The organism is Mucilaginibacter endophyticus, from assembly GCF_003351025.1.
In the GTDB taxonomy this organism is placed as follows: Bacteria; Bacteroidota; Bacteroidia; order Sphingobacteriales; family Sphingobacteriaceae; genus Mucilaginibacter; species Mucilaginibacter endophyticus.
This window is the reverse complement of record NZ_QPCG01000003.1, coordinates 1-17,185: the sequence shown is the minus strand read 5'-3', so window position 1 is coordinate 17,185 and position 17,185 is coordinate 1. Positions and strand designations below refer to the sequence as shown.

The 17,185-nt window shown below is 43.8% G+C and carries 18 protein-coding genes; 5 read left to right on the top strand and 13 right to left on the bottom strand.

Features of this window, described 5'->3' with window-relative positions:
* Positions 1–245 precede the first annotated feature (245 nt).
* The 8 genes from DUL71_RS13355 to DUL71_RS13315 all read right to left on the bottom strand — a co-directional run bounded on the left by DUL71_RS13355 (position 246) and on the right by DUL71_RS13315 (position 8,794).
* Complete coding sequence (locus DUL71_RS13355) at positions 246–539, bottom strand: hypothetical protein (protein ID WP_114938585.1); 294 nt, start codon at positions 537–539, stop codon at positions 246–248.
* 52 nt (positions 540–591) lie between these two features.
* Complete coding sequence (locus DUL71_RS13350; RefSeq protein WP_114938584.1) at positions 592–1,032, bottom strand: Hsp20/alpha crystallin family protein; 441 nt, start codon at positions 1,030–1,032, stop codon at positions 592–594.
* A gap of 651 nt (positions 1,033–1,683) precedes the next feature.
* On the bottom strand, positions 1,684–2,073 hold the full coding sequence (locus DUL71_RS13340) for a response regulator transcription factor (RefSeq protein ID WP_244228748.1): 390 nt from the start codon (positions 2,071–2,073) through the stop codon (positions 1,684–1,686).
* On the bottom strand, positions 2,039–3,613 hold the full coding sequence (locus DUL71_RS13335; protein WP_114938582.1) for a PAS domain-containing sensor histidine kinase: 1,575 nt from the start codon (positions 3,611–3,613) through the stop codon (positions 2,039–2,041). The genes DUL71_RS13340 and DUL71_RS13335 overlap by 35 nt, the downstream gene beginning before the upstream one ends.
* Before the next feature lie 168 nt (positions 3,614–3,781).
* Positions 3,782–7,228 carry a PAS domain-containing protein gene (locus DUL71_RS13330; protein WP_114938581.1) on the bottom strand — a complete coding sequence of 1,149 codons (3,447 nt, stop codon included), beginning with the start codon at positions 7,226–7,228 and terminating at the stop codon, positions 3,782–3,784.
* Positions 7,229–7,859: 631 nt separating this feature from the next.
* On the bottom strand, positions 7,860–8,258 hold the full coding sequence (locus DUL71_RS13325; protein WP_114938580.1) for a TraR/DksA family transcriptional regulator: 399 nt from the start codon (positions 8,256–8,258) through the stop codon (positions 7,860–7,862).
* Positions 8,259–8,347: 89 nt separating this feature from the next.
* Positions 8,348–8,569: a hypothetical protein gene (locus DUL71_RS13320; RefSeq protein ID WP_114938579.1), complete on the bottom strand. Its 222-nt coding sequence runs from the start codon at positions 8,567–8,569 to the stop codon at positions 8,348–8,350.
* Positions 8,570–8,635: 66 nt separating this feature from the next.
* Positions 8,636–8,794, bottom strand: a complete 159-nt coding sequence (locus DUL71_RS13315; RefSeq protein ID WP_114938578.1) for a DUF3606 domain-containing protein — start codon at positions 8,792–8,794, stop codon at positions 8,636–8,638.
* Between the two features lie 103 nt (positions 8,795–8,897).
* Here DUL71_RS13315 and DUL71_RS13310 point away from each other — a divergent pair, with 103 nt between their 5' ends.
* The 3 genes from DUL71_RS13310 to DUL71_RS13300 are packed head-to-tail and all read left to right on the top strand — an operon-like array spanning position 8,898 to position 9,986.
* Entirely contained in the window at positions 8,898–9,377 is a 480-nt protein-coding gene (locus DUL71_RS13310) for a DUF4385 domain-containing protein (protein WP_114938577.1), read from the top strand.
* Entirely contained in the window at positions 9,364–9,507 is a 144-nt protein-coding gene (locus tag DUL71_RS13305) for a DUF2256 domain-containing protein (protein ID WP_114938576.1), read from the top strand. Before DUL71_RS13310 ends, DUL71_RS13305 begins: the two co-directional genes overlap by 14 nt.
* Positions 9,489–9,986 carry a 2'-5' RNA ligase family protein gene (locus tag DUL71_RS13300; protein ID WP_114938575.1) on the top strand — a complete coding sequence of 166 codons (498 nt, stop codon included), beginning with the start codon at positions 9,489–9,491 and terminating at the stop codon, positions 9,984–9,986. The genes DUL71_RS13305 and DUL71_RS13300 overlap by 19 nt, the downstream gene beginning before the upstream one ends.
* A 318-nt stretch (positions 9,987–10,304) precedes the next feature.
* Here DUL71_RS13300 and DUL71_RS13295 read toward each other — a convergent pair whose 3' ends face one another.
* The 3 genes from DUL71_RS13295 to DUL71_RS32530 all read right to left on the bottom strand — a co-directional run bounded on the left by DUL71_RS13295 (position 10,305) and on the right by DUL71_RS32530 (position 12,688).
* A complete protein-coding gene (locus tag DUL71_RS13295) occupies positions 10,305–10,607 on the bottom strand; it encodes a hypothetical protein (RefSeq protein ID WP_114938574.1) in 303 nt (100 codons plus the stop codon).
* A 307-nt stretch (positions 10,608–10,914) separates the two neighbouring features.
* Positions 10,915–12,129, bottom strand: coding sequence for a PAS domain-containing sensor histidine kinase (locus tag DUL71_RS13290; RefSeq protein WP_167443298.1), 1,215 nt, complete (start codon positions 12,127–12,129; stop codon positions 10,915–10,917).
* Complete coding sequence (locus DUL71_RS32530) at positions 12,059–12,688, bottom strand: GlgX family protein (protein ID WP_114938572.1); 630 nt, start codon at positions 12,686–12,688, stop codon at positions 12,059–12,061. The genes DUL71_RS13290 and DUL71_RS32530 overlap by 71 nt, the downstream gene beginning before the upstream one ends.
* Positions 12,689–13,591: 903 nt before the next feature.
* On the opposite strand from DUL71_RS32530, the gene DUL71_RS13280 reads away from it, so the two are divergent.
* The gene (locus DUL71_RS13280; RefSeq protein WP_114938571.1) at positions 13,592–14,524 is read left to right on the top strand and encodes a DUF6624 domain-containing protein; all 933 of its coding nucleotides are present in this window, start codon (positions 13,592–13,594) and stop codon (positions 14,522–14,524) included.
* Positions 14,525–14,535: 11 nt separating this feature from the next.
* On the top strand, positions 14,536–14,697 hold the full coding sequence (locus DUL71_RS31965; RefSeq protein WP_154402385.1) for a hypothetical protein: 162 nt from the start codon (positions 14,536–14,538) through the stop codon (positions 14,695–14,697).
* A gap of 463 nt (positions 14,698–15,160) precedes the next feature.
* On the opposite strand, the gene DUL71_RS13270 is transcribed toward DUL71_RS31965, so the two are convergent.
* Positions 15,161–15,349: a hypothetical protein gene (locus tag DUL71_RS13270; protein WP_114938569.1), complete on the bottom strand. Its 189-nt coding sequence runs from the start codon at positions 15,347–15,349 to the stop codon at positions 15,161–15,163.
* A gap of 360 nt (positions 15,350–15,709) precedes the next feature.
* Positions 15,710–17,185 (bottom strand): sensor histidine kinase (locus DUL71_RS13265; RefSeq protein WP_114938568.1); only part of this gene is annotated, 1,476 nt, incomplete at its 5' end.

The following is a 17,185-nucleotide window of genomic DNA, read 5'->3' as shown; positions in this document are numbered from 1 at the left end:
AATATAAGAACATTCTGAATATTACCAATTTTTCCATAATTACAGTGATTTAGTATAATTATACAAAATTAATAAACATTTACTTAATAATTAGGCAATTCTGACTATAATCTGAGCAGCCGAAACATCTCATAGTGTCAGGATATTTGCAACCACTCCCGGTTACCAAGCCAAATCGTCGTCATTTTTTCGGAACAATATGATTACTGCCGCGAAAAGGAGTAGGGTTAATAATGTTTTTGTGATCATGTTTCTCCCCTTAAGTTTTTTTGTCTGAATATTTCCAAAGCCACCCGTTCCGCATTTACCCCTAATTCGTCCAGCCTGCAGCATTTACTGCGAATTTTTTCAGGCAGGGTGTCCACGGTTTCAATGAGGTCTACATGAAAATGGCAGAGATCGTCTATTTCCGGGTTTCCATCCAGACTGTCAAACAAAGCATAAGCTAATTCCCGATCATGTCCCAAGTCGAATTCACCAAAAGGCTCATAGCTTCCGGGTGTTTTAAGGCTGATCAATAAGTAAAATGGTGATTCCATGGTAAATAAGTTAGGCCCCAAACCGGGGCCGTATTATTTGCATCAATACTGGTTACTTGATCTCGATCTGGCGACGAACGATTTTTGCTTCCTCGCGCTTCGCAATATCAATTTTCAGCACCCCGTCCGTATAAGACGCTTCGATGCTTTCCGCATTCGCGCTTTCGGGCAGGGTGAAAGAGCGAACCCAGGAATTGTAGCTGTACTCACGCTTGCTGTAATTCTTCGCAGCATCATTGTGTTCGTTTCTTCGTTCCACAGCCACGTTTAGCACATTACGGTCAAGGTTCAATTTGAACTCTTCCTTTTTCAGACCCGGGGCAGCCAGTTCTACGTGATAATGATCTTCAGTTTCACTAATGTTAGCAGCAGGTACACGGCTGGTCAGTCGGTCATTAAAAAAAGTGTCATTGAATACGGAATCAAATACGTCGTTAAAACCGGGAATTAATGAACCGTTGTTTTTAGTGGGATTAAATTTAACCAATGTCATAGGTCTTTCCTCCTTAGTAGATTAATGATTTGAAACTTATAATGTTAATTAAACTGATTGGACACAATCAAGCACTGTGCCATGAGCTTTAATGAGCATATTCACTGAAAAAATTTCAGTTTTTATGAAAAATTTGCAGTGTGAATGTCAATTTTTCGGAATTACGTATTTTGATATACACCTCATCAGGTCGGGCACATTGGTGCTGCCCGCATCTAATATAGCAACGCTGAGTGCTTTTGAATCGTGGACCACTAACAATTCGCAGAAAAAAGTCATAAACAATCAACAGTGGATTGGTACAGCAGGAATAATATTTTAATTACCTCTGTCACCGTAGCCAGGCGTACTGAATACATGTAATCATAACATTGCCGCACGATGGGTATTAGTCACCGAATAGTGCAGATGATCCCATTGCACAAGGGTTGTTAAATGATATTGGGGGAATTCATGACCATCCATAAAATTGTCCTGAAAGTGGATAGAGAATTTTCCGTACCCTGCAAAATATAGTGGCAACAGCACCCGGACATATTTTGTCGCGGAATCCTTTTTCCTATGCGTTAGTAATGCGTGGACCCAGCTACAAGAATTTTTTATCCAAGTTGCCTGCTTCAAATTACCCTATTATATCATTCAGAGATGTTTTTAAGCCGCTTCCAGCAACGCTTTCACCCGTCCAAGTAACTGATCGAGGTCAAATGGCTTAGGTATAAAGTCATTAGCCCCTGCATTCATAGCGATTGTCTTCCCATCTCCGCTGGCAGAGATGACCATAACCGGAAGATTTTTTGTAGTAGGGTCTTTTCTTAGATTGCGCAGTACCTGGTCCCCGGACAGGACCGGCATCCATAAGTCGAGTACCAGCAGGTCAGGATGTTCGCTGCCGACGAGATTGGCGACGTTAAGACTGTTGATCTCAGGAATCACTTCATAACCTTCTTCTTTTAACACTAATTCAACAAGGTCTAATATGCCCTCATCGTCATCACAAATCAGTATCTTAGCGGGCATCATCACCTCCATTTTTATCTGCATGATTAGAAGTCAGCGGTAAGGTAAAGCTAAAAGTCGATCCTTTACCGGGTTCACTTTCTACCCATAGTGTGCCATTGTGGTTGCTGATAATCGAAGCACAGATGTAAAGCCCGATACCCATCCCGGGAAATTTTTGCTGCACGTCCCTTACGCGATAGAAGCGGTCAAATACCTTCGCTTGTTCATCCTTGGCAATACCAACGCCGTGGTCGGTCACCGCGACTTTGATAAAGCCGCTCAGCACGGAGAGATGTACGCCAATTTTTTTATGATCTGGCGAGTATTTAATGGCATTGCTCAGCAAATTAGTCACCACTTGGGTGATGTGAGATTCATCACCATTGAATTGGACACCTGTCTGACCAGTTAAGATGATCTCATGGGTCCCACTGCCTTGTTGGATATTTGCCACGGTTTCATGAATCATGCGATCAAAATCAAATGGCGTTTTGTGCAACTCGATCATGCCGGACTGAATGCGCGAAACATCCAGCAGTTCCCCGATCAGGTTGTTAAGGCGTTCGACATACAAGCCCGTTTTACCAACCGATTCCCGAAGTTTTTCGTCGTCATAATTTTTAATAAGGCGGTTAATGATTTGCACATAGCCCTTGATTGTTGTCAATGGCGTTTTAAGTTCATGGCTGGCTATAGACAGGAAATCATCTTTACGTTGCTCGATGGCCCGACGGTCGGTAATATCTTCTATGGCGATCAGAATGCGGTCCTTAAATTGACCCTCCAGTTCGATGCGGTGGGCGTTAAGCAGCATGAGCTTTTTACCAATATGGGGGAAATCATGCGCAACCTCAAAATCTGTTACCGGGTTATTGGTCGGCAAAATCTGCTCCAACAAATCTTGTAATTCAGGTATATTCCACTGTCCGTTACCCAGGTCGTAGAGTTTTTTGCCTTCAGTTTCCTCACGGGTGACTTTAAATGTATTGATGAAATGATCGTTGACACTCAATACTTTCAGATCAGGAGAAAGCACGATCAGGCTCTCCCGAACGGTCTGCACGATGCTGGCCAGATATTCCTCATTTTCGCGGAGGTCTTTGGTGCGTTCTTGGATTCGCTGTTCCATTTTAGCATGGTTGGACTTAACCTCGTCTTCGGCTTTTTTGCGGCGTGAAATGTCGTTTTGAACGCCGATGAAGTAATTAACCTGGTTGTCCCCATCTTTGATCGGTGACATATATAATTCATTCCAGAAAAGCGTTCCGTCCTTTTTATAATTTCGGATGTCTACTACAGCATTGGTGCCGTTATCAATAGCATCACGCAAGGCATGCCGGGCATTCTGATTGCGGTCGTCTTTTTGCAAAAAACGGCAATTGTGGCCAATGATCTCTGAACGATGGTAACCGGTGATGTCTTCGAACGCTTTATTACAATAAATTATAGGGTTGTCGGGTTGCCTGTTATCGGTGATTATAATGCCGGATAAGGAAGCATCCAGCGCCTTTGTCAATAATTCAAAGTCTTGTTTTGAGGTGTTGTTTGAAAAACTAAATTCCCCATTATATAAACTATCCAATGTATAAATAAGCTATGTTGTTTTACCTGCAATTTTTTATTTTCCTGCATGCTGGAGGCAATAATTATTCCAAACAACCTTACGGGTAAAAGGCTGTCCATAGCAGGCAATGAACTATACACATGACTTTAAAACATCCTTTTTTAAAGACACTTTTTCAAAGAATGCCTACCGGGTTAACAGCCATTGCACAGCCGTTTCCTTATCATCAAAAAAAGCAACTTTTACCGTGTCATATTCGGAAGGCAGGCTCTTGCCTGCCGCAATCCGGCTGAAAGTACTGGGTGAATAAATCCAGGCGAATTTCTTCAGGCCGGCTTTGGCCATCGCCGGGAACCAAACTTCTGCACCCCAGTCCGACGCTTCAGACCAGTTACCTTTGACAGAAGTGTTATCATTTAATACCAGCGAGCATTGATTCTTTTTCATCAGATCAAGCAGGATCTCGCAGCCTTTAATTACGGAGTCATAGTTCTGGTATCCTTTCCAGTCCACATCCATATATTGGCTATCAGGCTGGTAGCGGATGGAGATGAAACTACCTTCATAATAAGTCTGCCGGTCCGTTGAGATATCTAAAAACTCCTGCTGTCCGCTTAAGGGCAGTAAGAAGAAAAACGTTGAACCCCTGTCCGGGCTGCTTTCGATCCAGAAACTGCCGCCATGACGCTTAACGATCTCCGCTGCGATAAATAGACCCAGGCCAAGGCCTTGAAATCTTGCTGATGAATTATCGACACGGTAGAACCGGTCGAACAGACCTTTAAGGTGTTCTTCAGGGATACCTATCCCGAAGTCCTCTACCGAAACGATGAGGTTTTGATTTTCCTGCGCACAGCGTACGATAACCTGATCTGCGTCGGGCGAATATTTGACCGCATTGCCGATCAAATTGACCATTACCTGTTCCATGCGGTGCTGATCACCACTATAAATAACCTGACAATCCGTATCCAGAATAATCTGGTGGGTATTTGTCGTATGCTGAATACTTTCAACAACTTCGTGCAACATGAGTTTAAAATCGAATTCTTCCCTGTGATAAATCATTTTCCCGGCATTGATGCGGGATACATCAAGCAAGTCTTCGATCAGTCGGCCAAGCCGGTCCAGTTGACGTTGCGCTTTGCCGATCAGCGGCTGGATGCGTGGTTGCTGACTGATCTCCCGCTGCGTCAATTGAAAAAATGCCTTGATGGTAGTCAAGGGGGTTTTCAGCTCATGGCTGGCGATACTGATAAACTCGTCTTTTTTGAATTCATTGGTCTTTTGCTGATGAATATTGGTATTGGTACCCACCCATAATACGATGCGGTCTTCTTCGATCAAGGGCAGCGCACGAGACAAATGCCAATAGTAGTTCCCATCAGCGAAACGTAAACGGAATTCAGCCAGGTATTCACGGCCATTATGAAGCGAGCGGGTCCATCTTTCCAGGGCACCAGGCAGGTCGTCCGGGTGAACGTAATTTCGCCAGCCGTTGCCCACGATGGTTTCATTGGAGTCTTCCCCGAAGTCTTCACAAACAACATCATTAACATAATTGAGCGCGCCATCCGGTTGGGCAGTCCAAACCTGTTGTGGTACAGCATTCAGCAGAAATCGAAACCTTTCTTCGCTTTGCTTCAATCCGGTAATCGTCTGCTCTAATAAACGCTGCGTTTCGCTCAGTTCCTCATTGGTGGTTACCAGTTCCTCGTTCGTGGCCGCCACCTCCTCCGTCAGCGACTGTTGTTCACTGTAGCTTTCCTGAAGCAGCTGACGCGATTTTACCATTTCGGTAATGTCGGAAGCCGTAACGATGATACCATTGACCCTTCCGTCAGGATCCCTGATCGGATCGTAATAGAAACTGATGTATTTTGTCAACTTTCCTGCATCACTTTCCACATAAAATATTTCCTCTTCCTGCCCGTAAGATTCACCTGTTTGATAGACATGCGCCAATAGCGCCGGAAAAGGTTGGTCGATCAATTCCGGCAAAATATCCATGAGTTTTTGTCCGGTAATGTCTTCGAGGTCTTTATACCAGAAATCTGCCAAAGGGCGGTTGGCGATCTCCACTATATATTCTGGGCCGCGCAGTATCATTAACGGATAGTGGGAATTCATCACCAGATCACGAAGATCGGATTCAACCTTTTCGGAACGCTTACGGGCGCGAACGAGTTCAGTAACGTCGTAAGCAAATACCATAATACCATCGGTCGTGCCTGAGGCGTCTGTACGGGGCTGATAAGTAAAATTAAAATAGCGGTCTGTCAATTTGCCATCCGGATCGCTCAGCGGTACTAAAAGTTCATTTCCGTGATAGGCCTCTCCGCTATTATAAACTTTGCGGATAATGTCGCCAATTGGCTGATGTTCAATTTCCGGCAGGGCGTTAAATATCGGGCGGCCGAGTAATTCCCTTTCCGGTAAGAATTCCTGGTACGGGCCATTAACTAGTTCGAAAATGAGCTGCGGGCCGGACAAAATGCAAATACCGGCCGGCGCTTTCATAAAAAAGCGGTGTAATTTGTCGCGTTCATTACGCAGTTCGGCGGTGCGCTTATGCACACGTTCCTCCAGCTCAGCATTCAGTTGGTAAAGATTTTTTTGAGTGGAGTTTAATTCTTCATTGGTGGCGGCGAGCTCTTCGTTCGCAGCGGCGAGTTCTTCATTCAGCGTTTGCTGATTTTGGAATTCCTGGCCAAGTTCGTAAGCCAGCGCGTTGTTCAGGATTGTTCCGATGTGCAAGGCTGCAGTTTCGATGAATAAAGAATAGTCCTTGTCAAGGCGCTTTCGTGCAGAAATCCCGCAGACGAACTGCCCCTGCATTTCGGCATCCCCGTGGGCTATTGGTGCAGCATAAGCTTCTACCATGGGTTCAGGCCAGAAATGACTGATGTCATCTGGATAAATCAAATGAATGTCGTTAACGTGACCGTCGGAAACACTTGCCAAACGATCGACATCCCAGCCAGCGGCGGCCAGGATTTTAGTGTGGTCGTTGTTTCGAATGCCATAAATAGCAAAGCATGGAATGTCCGCCTGGGCCGTTTGCAAAATATCTTTAATGATCTGCGCCGATTCGGTCAGTCGACGTGCCTCGTTTTTCCGGTTCATCAGCGCGAGAAGTAGCAAATTGCGGCGATCATTGATGACGCGGAAGCTGGTTTCGATCACGGCGTTAAAGACACCGCCAACGCTCCCATCTGCGGCTTTGATTGGCGAAAGGGTGTAATCAAAATAACATTCTTCTGTGTAACCAAACCGATGCATGTAAAGTGGAGCGTCAGGGCGACGGTAAGATGCCCCCTCGTATAAAACCGATTCAAATTCCTCTTTTAAGCCCGTCCATATTTCTGTCCAGACTTGCGCACCTGGTTTTCCTAAAGCCCAGGGATGTTTTTGGCCTGGAATAGTGCTCCAGGGTTCATTGTAAATCAAACTGAAATCGGAACCCCAATATATGGCAATAGGGAACCCGGAATTGAGAACGATGCTGGTCGCTGAGCGTAGACTGTCCGGCCACGATTCTGGTTTACCCAAACTGGTAGCTGTCCAGTCGGTCCGTTTAATTAACTCATGATGTTCGCCGCTCCCGGCTAAAAAAGCATATTCATTGTCCACTGTTATTTGGGGCTTTTAAATGTTTCCCCTTATAACTTCAAAACCTCCGAATTGTTGGCATGAGCCCGTAAAACGCCTGGTTTTTTATAATGTTTCTGTTCAAAAGTTTGTGCGTTTCAAATGGCATGCCTGGATATTCCGGTCGGGTTATTAAAGCGCTCATGAATGGTGACCGATTTCGATTTTTGAGTATGAGGCATATTCTTGTTTTTGGGACCAGTATAAATTTTTACTTGAGAGATCCATCAACTAATAACCAGAAGGATAAGAGTATAGTATACTGCTTTTGAATGTGTTGTAGATTGTATGATGAGTTGTGTTGTTAGCAGAATCGTGTCATAGTATTCCCAGTCCGGTATCCTGTCTTCACCAAGCCGCAGTTCTCCCAAAAAGTAGGCGTAATTAATTTCAGGCGAATCGATATATTGTAAATATCGGTCACGGTTACTTTGCTCTGCCGATTCATCGTCACCTATTCTCGGAAAGCCTTGATATATTCTTAAGAAATCGGTAGCGACAAAGGCATGCGGCTTTTCTTCATAGAGGGATCAAATCAAGCATCTCCAGTCCGCCGTTTTCGCGCAAAACGGCAACTGATACCGGGTTGTTTAGGATCGCCATAGCGTCATCATTAGTTTTGACGAAGTTTAGCTTCCATGCTTAATGTGGTATGCGGAACGGCCACCAGCCGCTCCTTTTGAATGAGTTTGCCGGTGACGCGACAAATCCCATAAGTTTTGTTACCTATCCGCTGCAACGCGGCTTCGAGGTCAGTAATGAATTTCTTCTGACGTGCTGCCATTTGGTGAACGGTTTCTTTCTCTAAGGTTGCAGCGCCATCTTCCAATGTGGAATAAACGCCGCCGGTGTCGTCCGTACCGTTGGGGTTACCTCCTCCCAACGAACCCATCAAAGCATCCAGTTCCTCTCTGGCAGCGGCGATTTTTTGCTGGATCAGTTGTTTGAATTCTTCCAGTTCCAGATCAGAATAACGGGTTTTATTAGCGGTGTTGGTCGTTGATTTTTCCATGACCCAATTAACGCATTTCTGGTCAGCTTGTTTATAAATATGCGGACTTTATTTCAAATCCTGGTTTAGATCCCATTGCTGATCTTGGATCAATCCAGCACAATCTGCCATTGCTGATCATTATTTAACATGTAGCCGAGTCCATCGCTCATCTCATGCACCTCTTGCTGATACTTATCGCTGTAACGGGTATGCAGTTCCCGGACCGGTCCGCCGCTTTCTTTTTTCAGGAAAAACAATAAGGAAGCCATATTTGGTGCCACATCCTTTAACTGGTCGCTCTCGCCTTCTTTGACAAATGCCCTGCTCATAAATTCTTCGGTTAGCAAACAATAAAGCCCCGCAATGCGGGGCTCATCGTTTAAATAAATGCTGAACTATACTTTCTTTTGAATGTTCCTGCGCTGATTGCCGACTTCTTTTTTTGCATCCTTTACGGCTTGCTGACTGGTACCCTCTTTATGCGCCTCATATTTGATCTCGTGTGGCTGATCCGAAACCGAATTCCTTTCCACTTTACTTCCTCTTGTGCTCATAATTCAATGATATGTTTTAATCATTAACAAAATCCGTGACGCAAGGTTTTAATGGTTTTAAAAACAGGAATAACATTTGCCGCGCTTGCTTGTTGTTCCATTGATGCAACAACCCAGCTACCTGAATTTTGACCCGGATCATTACGCCTGGAAACCGGATATTGATTACCGGGAACGGCCGGAACTTTATCGCGTAGGCAGAGGGGAACAGGGCGTGCTGATCTGCGAACCTTACAAAAGCGAGATCGGGCAATTTTGGCGCTTCAAAACAGAAGCGATTGCAGTGGAAAGCAGTGAAAAGATATTTGCGCTGTTTAATGAATATTTAGCTGCCGGTGATTTTGTGGGAGCAGATATGGCGCGTAAATATTTGCAGATGGGTTACACGCGTGCCCGTCGTTACGCGAATTATAAGGGTGGCAGGAAATATGACGGGCAGCGGGACTACGCCTTGCTGGAGCGCGGCACCGGTGATGCCGAAAAAGCGGAGGCGGCTAAAGTATTTTATGCCGAATGGAAAGCAGCGGAGGCGAATGAAGTTTACGCTGCGATGAAAGAAGATTGGAAGCATGCAAGGGGTTAAAAAGGAGAACTTGCCGCAAAAGCTATGCGTTACATGCGGCAAACCGTTTAGTTGGCGCAAAAAGTGGGAAAAAGTTTGGAAAGAAGTTAAATACTGTTCGGAAAAATGCAGATGGCGCAAAACCCACTGATACTAACCCTGAGGCTGGATGATAACAGCCAGGCATTCTTTGATGCACTGCGGGAGAGACATTTTCCACCGGATCGTAATTTTCTGAAAGCCCATTTGACTTTATTCCACAAATTGCCGGATCAACCGGACACCCTGGAATATTTCCGTAATTTGCAATATGATGCTTTTGAGATGAAGGTTATCGGTTTGCAGCACCTTGGCGCAGGAGTTGCCTTTTCGATTGAATCAATGGAATTACAGCGGCTAAAAAAGGAAGCAAGCCTTTATTTCTGGCCGGTATTAAGTCCCCAGGACCGTCAGGCGTTCAAACCGCACATCACCATACAAAATAAAGTGACGCCTGAGGCATCCAAAGCTTTGCTGACGGAACTTAATGCTCATTTTAAACCATTCACCGTTAACGGTATCGGTCTGGATTTATGGGAATACCTGGGCGGACCATGGCGGCACAATTTTGGTTATAATTTTATAAAATGAATAATGAGCTGGACCTGCCCGAATTGTGACCGTGAACTGCCCTGTATAGACTTCAAACTCGTTCGATAGGGATATTCGACTTGCTTAAAAGCCAATGACGGAATTGTCATATCCCGGTGATAACGATTTCCATTTATAACGCGCAAACGCCTGCTGATGGTATTGCAGGCACCATTCTAAAAATCCTTCAATATGCAAGATCAACCGAGAGCAGTCAGCCAAGACTTAAATTTTGCGTTAACAATTTTTAAATGGCGCCTGCCTTTCTTCCGCCTGCATACTTTCGGTCGCGTCTGTATAGACAACACCCAGTTACGCTCATCTGTTCCGCCCACTTAAAGCCGTAAAATTCGTAAAATACTTGAAGTGGTCCGATGGCAACTCGTGTCGTTCTGCTACGCCAGTCTTAGCGATACAGCCGAAAATATCGAACCAGTGTTTTTCATAGTTCGGCGCGAGTTCGCTGGTCCGTTTGCCGGCCAGGCTGGTTCCGGTCATGGGGGCGGCAGCGGCATTGGATTCGATATAATAAATGTCATAAGGATTGTCTTTTTCGTCAAATAATACTCCACCAGATATAGCCCTGATCCATTTGATCGAAAATGGCTTAATAAAAATCATCGGTCTGGTTTAATTGGGATTGGACTTCTATAAGCAAGCATCATATTTCAGTTACTAGTATTTTTTAATCACATGTATTTTATTTACAATATGTTTGCGTAAAAACTTCTGGCAAATCCGTAGTCCACCTGGTGTGTGTAAAAAATGTCGGAATTATTTTTATGCCTTAAGCGGACTAATTATCTGAGCCAGACATTTTAAGTATGATTTAATCAACTCAACTCATCAGCCAAGTAGGCACAAAAAGTATGACCAACTGTGGCTAAATATCCAGACAAGCGGATTGTTAAACAATTTTCTATAAGTATCATTTAGGTTTTACCGGCACCCTAAACCAGAAAGTTGAACCCGGGCTATCGTTATCCTTTACACCAATACTGCCATTATGCCTACGGACAATTTCTGCGGAAATATAAAGGCCGAGGCCAAGACCTGAAAAATGGGACGATGATTCCTGAACACGGTAGAAACGGTCGAAAAGGAACTCTTTTTTATTTTGGGGAATACCAATCCCGTAGTCTCTGACCTCAGCTATGAACTGCTCTTTATCAATACGGCAGGTGATTAGTACCTCTTTGGCTTTAGGAGAATATTTTATAGCATTTGTCAGAAAATTATTGACAACCTGCTCTAAACGAGGGCGGTCAGCCGTGATCTCCAGCACACGTTCATCTTCAAAGATCAAATGGTGTGAATTATTTTGCAAGCCAACTTCATCTATACTTTCCTTCACCATCTGGCAAGCGTCAAAAGTGCTGTAATTCAACTGTAATTTACCTTCCTGGATCTTGGTTACATCAAGCAGGTCATTGAGTAAAGCGGTCATCTTTTGAGTTTGTCTTTCTGCTTTATTGATAAATGACACCATTTGATCTTTGGGATCCAGTTTCATGGCTATGCGTTGCAGGATCTGCAGAGAACCTTTCAAACTGGTTACCGGAGTTTTCAGTTCATGGCTGGCGATGCTCATAAACTCGTCCTTTTTACGCATGAGTTCCTCAGTCGCGGACTGTGCCTTGATCAGTTTAATCTCGATAGCTTTTTGGCTGGTAATATCGATGATCGATCCAACCAGGCGGTAAGGCGTCCTGAATTCATCTTCGAGGATACTGCCGCGGTCGAGGATGTAGGCATAGTTACCATCTGACTTCAAAAAACGGTATTCAGCAGACCAGTTTTTCGCATGGTCATTGATCGCGTCGTACACACTGTCCTGTACGCGGTCGCGATCTTCCGGATGAACTTTGTCGAACCAGAAGCTGATCTTGTTAGTTTCATCATTACGGGTATAACCAAACATGGTGGTAAAATTTTCGCTTCGCCACATCGTATTACTCACCAGGTCCCAGTCCCAGATGGTGTCATTGGTAGCTTTTGCCACGAGGTTAAAACGTTCCTCACTCTCCGAGAGTTTCTGGGTACGTTCCGTTACACGGTCTTCTAATTCCAGGTTAAGCGTCTTGAGCCCTTCTCGGGCAGTGATCAATTCCTGGTAATTTTTGCGGNTGGGCGATTCCGGCATAGGTCCCACGTAGGTTTTCCGGTATTTCAGGATTAAGCTGCGTAAACCCTTTGACCTGGGCTTCATAAATGACTGTATTATAATATTGGTAACTTGGAGAAGTGTCACCCTCCCAGTCGAAGTGCTGATCGATGACTACAGATTTTGGAATAAACGGCGCACTGTCGCTATCGCTAAAACTCAGGTCTTCCGCCTCATCTCCCACTTTATAGCTGTATAAGGCATCATTCCATTTTATACTACCTGAAATTGCCTTGGCGTAGGGATCAATCAGCAGTTTATTGGGGTTGAAACGATGGCCGTTTTCAGGTTCGTACGGCCCGTGCACGCGAAAACCGTATAGCTGGCCGGGAGGAATTCCTTCAATATAGATGTGCCAGATGAAATTTGTTTTTTCCGTTACGGAAATTTTGGCTGTTTCATGCTGATCATTCTCCGAATCAAAGAGGCATAGTTCTACTGCAGTTGCGTTTTCTGAGTATAGGGTAAAGTTAACTCCGTTGCCGTCCCAGGTGGGACCGAGTGGGAAAGGTTTTCCGGGTAGTATATTAGATTCCATTAATTGTTATTCAAATTGTTGAATACTAAATTAATTAGAGGGAAAAAAGTTTTTATTTGAAGAACAATTATTCTACAAAACTTACGGGCTGCGAGCTGTGACATCGCCGTAAATAAGATTAGCGTGAAACAGGTAGAAATGCTATTGATGCCGCAGGAATATTTTTCAAAATTGATTTTCTATAAATTTTCCCCATTTAAAGGGGGGGCATTGACAGTTAGCAGTGAGAGCAAGTTATGCGAAGGGTTTGTGGACATTCCGCAGTCACTGATCACCCCGCTGCGGACTAGCAAACAGCTAATTCCTTAACACTTTGACCATAATAGTTTATTAATTACTAATTTCAATTTTCTTAATTGCTTATACAACCCGGTTCTCAAAGTCGCACGGAGTAGCCTGGCCAAGCCTTCCAGAATATCCACATAATAGATTTGTGAGACAGCCTCTTGTACTAATGTGCGGCGTTTTTCTTTTAGGTAACATCTTGACGCAGATCCTCTCAGGTCGTATAAATCTCCCTAAAGATCAGAGTCAATAAGGGTAATCTTTAACTTATCCTCGAAGCACAAGGCCAGGTTCAAAGCTAACTTGCTTTTCACACCGCGACTTTTCTGATGTGCTAACGTGACGATGTTTGCCATCATACATTTCAGTTTGCTGCACGTGAATATTTGTTCAAATGCAGAAGTGAAAATTTGTTCAGGAAAAGTGGTCTGAGCGCGCGCAAAACATCTCCGAGCTGGACTCCTCTTTACGATATGTTTTGCATTTCATGGCTAAAAAGAATTGTTAAAAAATGTTAAAACTGTTGACATGAATTTCCATTGAAATATTTTTGACTTATTAATTATTCGTCGATAAAAAATAATATTCTTTATTTAGTTAAATTTTAGGGTTTGTCATATGAAGTATAAATTATATCTCATTGGCCTGGCTTTATTAATTTCCGGCGATATTTTCGCTCAGACCGGCCCTCCGCCAGCATATTTTCAATTGGTAAAAAAAGCAGACACCTTATTTCAAAAAAAGGAATATCAACAATCAGCATCAACTTACAGTGCAGCTTTCAATACATTTAACGGACGCGCGATCCTGAATGACCGTTATAATGCAGCCTGCGCCTGGGCGAGATCCGGTAAGGCGGACAGCGCGTTTTTTCATTTATTTAAAGTTGCCAATGCCGGAAAATATGCCGATGACCAGCACCTCGCTATCGATTCTGATCTGGCATCCATTCATAAGGATTCCCGATGGGCAGATTTAATGACTATCGTTCGTAATAATAAAACTGCATTGGAAGCACAATACAACCTACCGGTCAAAAAACAATTAGAAGATATTTTCGCGTCCGATCAGTATTGCCGTCGGAAAGCGGACAGCATTCAGAACAGATTTGGTTTCAAATCACCTCAAATGCAGTCGTTGTTAGACAGCATGAAAACGCAAGACAAGATCAACCTGCAGAAAACAACAGCAATACTGGACAGATATGGCTGGCTTGGCCCCGATAAAGTGGGAAACATCGCCAACCTGGCACTTTTTGCGGTGATCGTCCATGCAGATCTTCCTACCATGGAGAAATATTTCCCTTTGCTTAAAGATGCGGCAGATAAGAACGCAGCATCAAAAGGTAACCTCGCTTTGTTACAGGACAAGATCGAATCTGCCAGATACCACTATCAAACCTACGGTACACAGTTAGATAAGGATGAAAAGACTAACAAATTTTCATTCGTACCGATAAAAGATAAGGATCACGTGAATGAGCGCCGTGCTGCCGTTGGCCTGCCGCCGATCGAGGCGTATGCTAAGCAGTGGGGTATAACGAGTTATTAAATTAATTTATTATGAAAACGATATTGATGTTTTGCTTTTTGGGAATTTCCGGCATGTCTTTATACGGCAACAATCATAACAACAAGGATGGTGTAATGAATAAGGTTAATCAATATATGGGGAATGGAGGGAAAAGAAAAATGAAACCGATTCCGCCGGGACATTTAGAATGAATTTTTTTCCGGGCGGAAAAGTTAATGTAATCCGTAAATTAAATAATTATATCGGTTTTTTTAAAATTCATAATGATAAAATTGATTACGTAGACGGCTCCATCACTATTGCTGATAAATACCCGTTTACCGCCACCTTCATTGAGCCAAATGAAATAAAGTTAGTCAGCCATTTTCCCCGGAAAAAAGTTTAGCGTCACTTTTTCAATTGTTTGCAGTTATTCGCTTCGCAAACTTTTTACAGGATTCGCTAAAGCCGCTTTTACGGCCAGATAGCCAACACTGGTCCATGCGATTGCCATCGATGCGGCTATGGCTAAAATAAATATCTCCGGGCCGATTTCAGTTCTGTAAGTGTAGTCCTGTAGCCATTTTTGCATCAGATAATAGCCTACAGGCGCCGATATGACAAAAGCAATAACAATAGTATAGTAAACTCCTTTGAAAACAGGTAGATAATATGCTACACCGAAGCGCCAAGTGTCTTACGTATACCGACTTCTTTTGCAATTACTTTTTGCTGGATTAGTGGCACAACCCATTTAATAGGGCAACCTGCGCCATCAACCTTCGTGCTGTCGTTCAGCACGGTGCCGGGGCATTTATCAAATTTATTGGCAACACCGACACGGTTATCGTCGGCCATGTCCATAGTATATTGCTGCTGGTCCCCCTGTCGTTTTGCTTCTGCTACTGCAAGACGGTTAAAATACTGTTGCCGTTGCGATAAATGTTCTTAAAAAGCAATAGGATTCAGAGCTAAAAAGTACTTTATTAGCCGGAAAATAGATCTTTCGATTAACGCCTAAATATAAGAGCCCTTTCTTCTGATTCAAAAAAAATTTATCTCGAGTAGCCGGCGCACGACTCGAACCGTAAATTGTATTGTTGGAAAACTACAAAGTCAGGAGGGCGTTAAAAGTTTTCTGTTCCCGATAAACGCATATTTTGTCAATTACATGGTTCGAATTCCGCCATAAGGGGAAACCCAATAAAAACCTTATAGAAAAGTTCATCGGGTTTTAGGTTTTACCGGCACCTTAAACCAGAAAGTTGAACCCGGGCCATCGTTGTCGTTTACACCAATACTGCCATCATGCCGACGAACAATTTCTGCGGAGATATAAAGGCCGAGACCAAGACCTGAAAAATGGGACGATGATTCCTGAACGCGGTAGAAACGGTCAAAAAGGAATTCTTTTTTGTTTTGCGGAATACCAATCCCGTAGTCTTTGACCTCTGCTACGAATTGTCCCTTTTCGATGCGACAGGTGATCAGTATCTCTTTCGCTTCAGGAGAATATTTTATGGCATTTGTCAGGAAATTATTTACAACCTGTTCTAAACGGGTACGGTCAGCAGTGATCTCCAGCACACATTCGCCTTCAAAGATCAAACGGTGGGTGTTATTCTGTAACCCGACTTCATCGACACTCTCTTTCATCATTTGGAAGGCGTCAAACTTGCTGTAATTAAGCTGTAATTTGCCTTCCTGTATCTTGGTCACGTCCAGCAGATCATTAAGGAGGATGGTCATCTTTTGGGTTTGCTTTTCCGCCTTATCAATAAAGGTTACCATTTGGTCTTCAGGATCCAATTTTTGAGCTATCCGCTGCAGGATCTGAAGAGAACCTTTCAAACTGGTTACCGGGGTTTTTAGTTCATGGCTGGCTATGCTCATAAACTCATCCTTTTTACGCATGAGTTCTTCGGTCGCGGTCTGGGCCTTGATCAGTTCAATCTCAATAGCTTTTTGACTGGTGATATCAATGATCGATCCAACCAGGCGGTAAGGCGTCCTGAATTCATCTTCCAGGATACTGCCCCGGTCAAGGATGTAGGCATAATCACCATCTGATTTTAAAAAGCGGTATTCTGCTGACCAGTTCTTCGCATGGTCATTGATCGCCTCGTAAACACCATCTTGTATGCGGTCGAGGTCTTCCGGGTGAACTTTGTCAAACCAGAAACTGATCCGGTTGGTTTCTTCATCACGGGGATAACCGAACATGGTCGTGAAATTCTCGCTCCGCCAAATCGTGTTGCTAACTAGGTCCCAGTCCCAAATAGTATCATTGGTAGCTTTCGCAACAAGATTAAAACGTTCCTCACTTTCAGAGAGTTTCTGCGTGCGTTCCGTCACCCGGTCTTCTAACTCCAGGTTAAGCGTCTTGAGCCCTTCGCGTGCTGTGATTAATTCCTGGTAATTTTTACGAAGTTTTTGTTCTGCGATTTTCCGATCGGTCACGTCATTCAGGCTCACCACAAAACCGTCGTTCATTTTGGCAGTTACCACCTGGTACCATTTATCGTTATGGGCCTTCAATTCAGATTGCAGCGCCTTTCCGGTTTCGATCACTTTAGCTAATTCCTCGAAACTAATAGACTCCAAATCCTCGAAAGAATGTAATGAAGGCTTTGTTGAAAGGTCATCGACTGTTTTTCCAACTAATGCCAATGCTGTATTGTTATAAGCAATACATTGGTA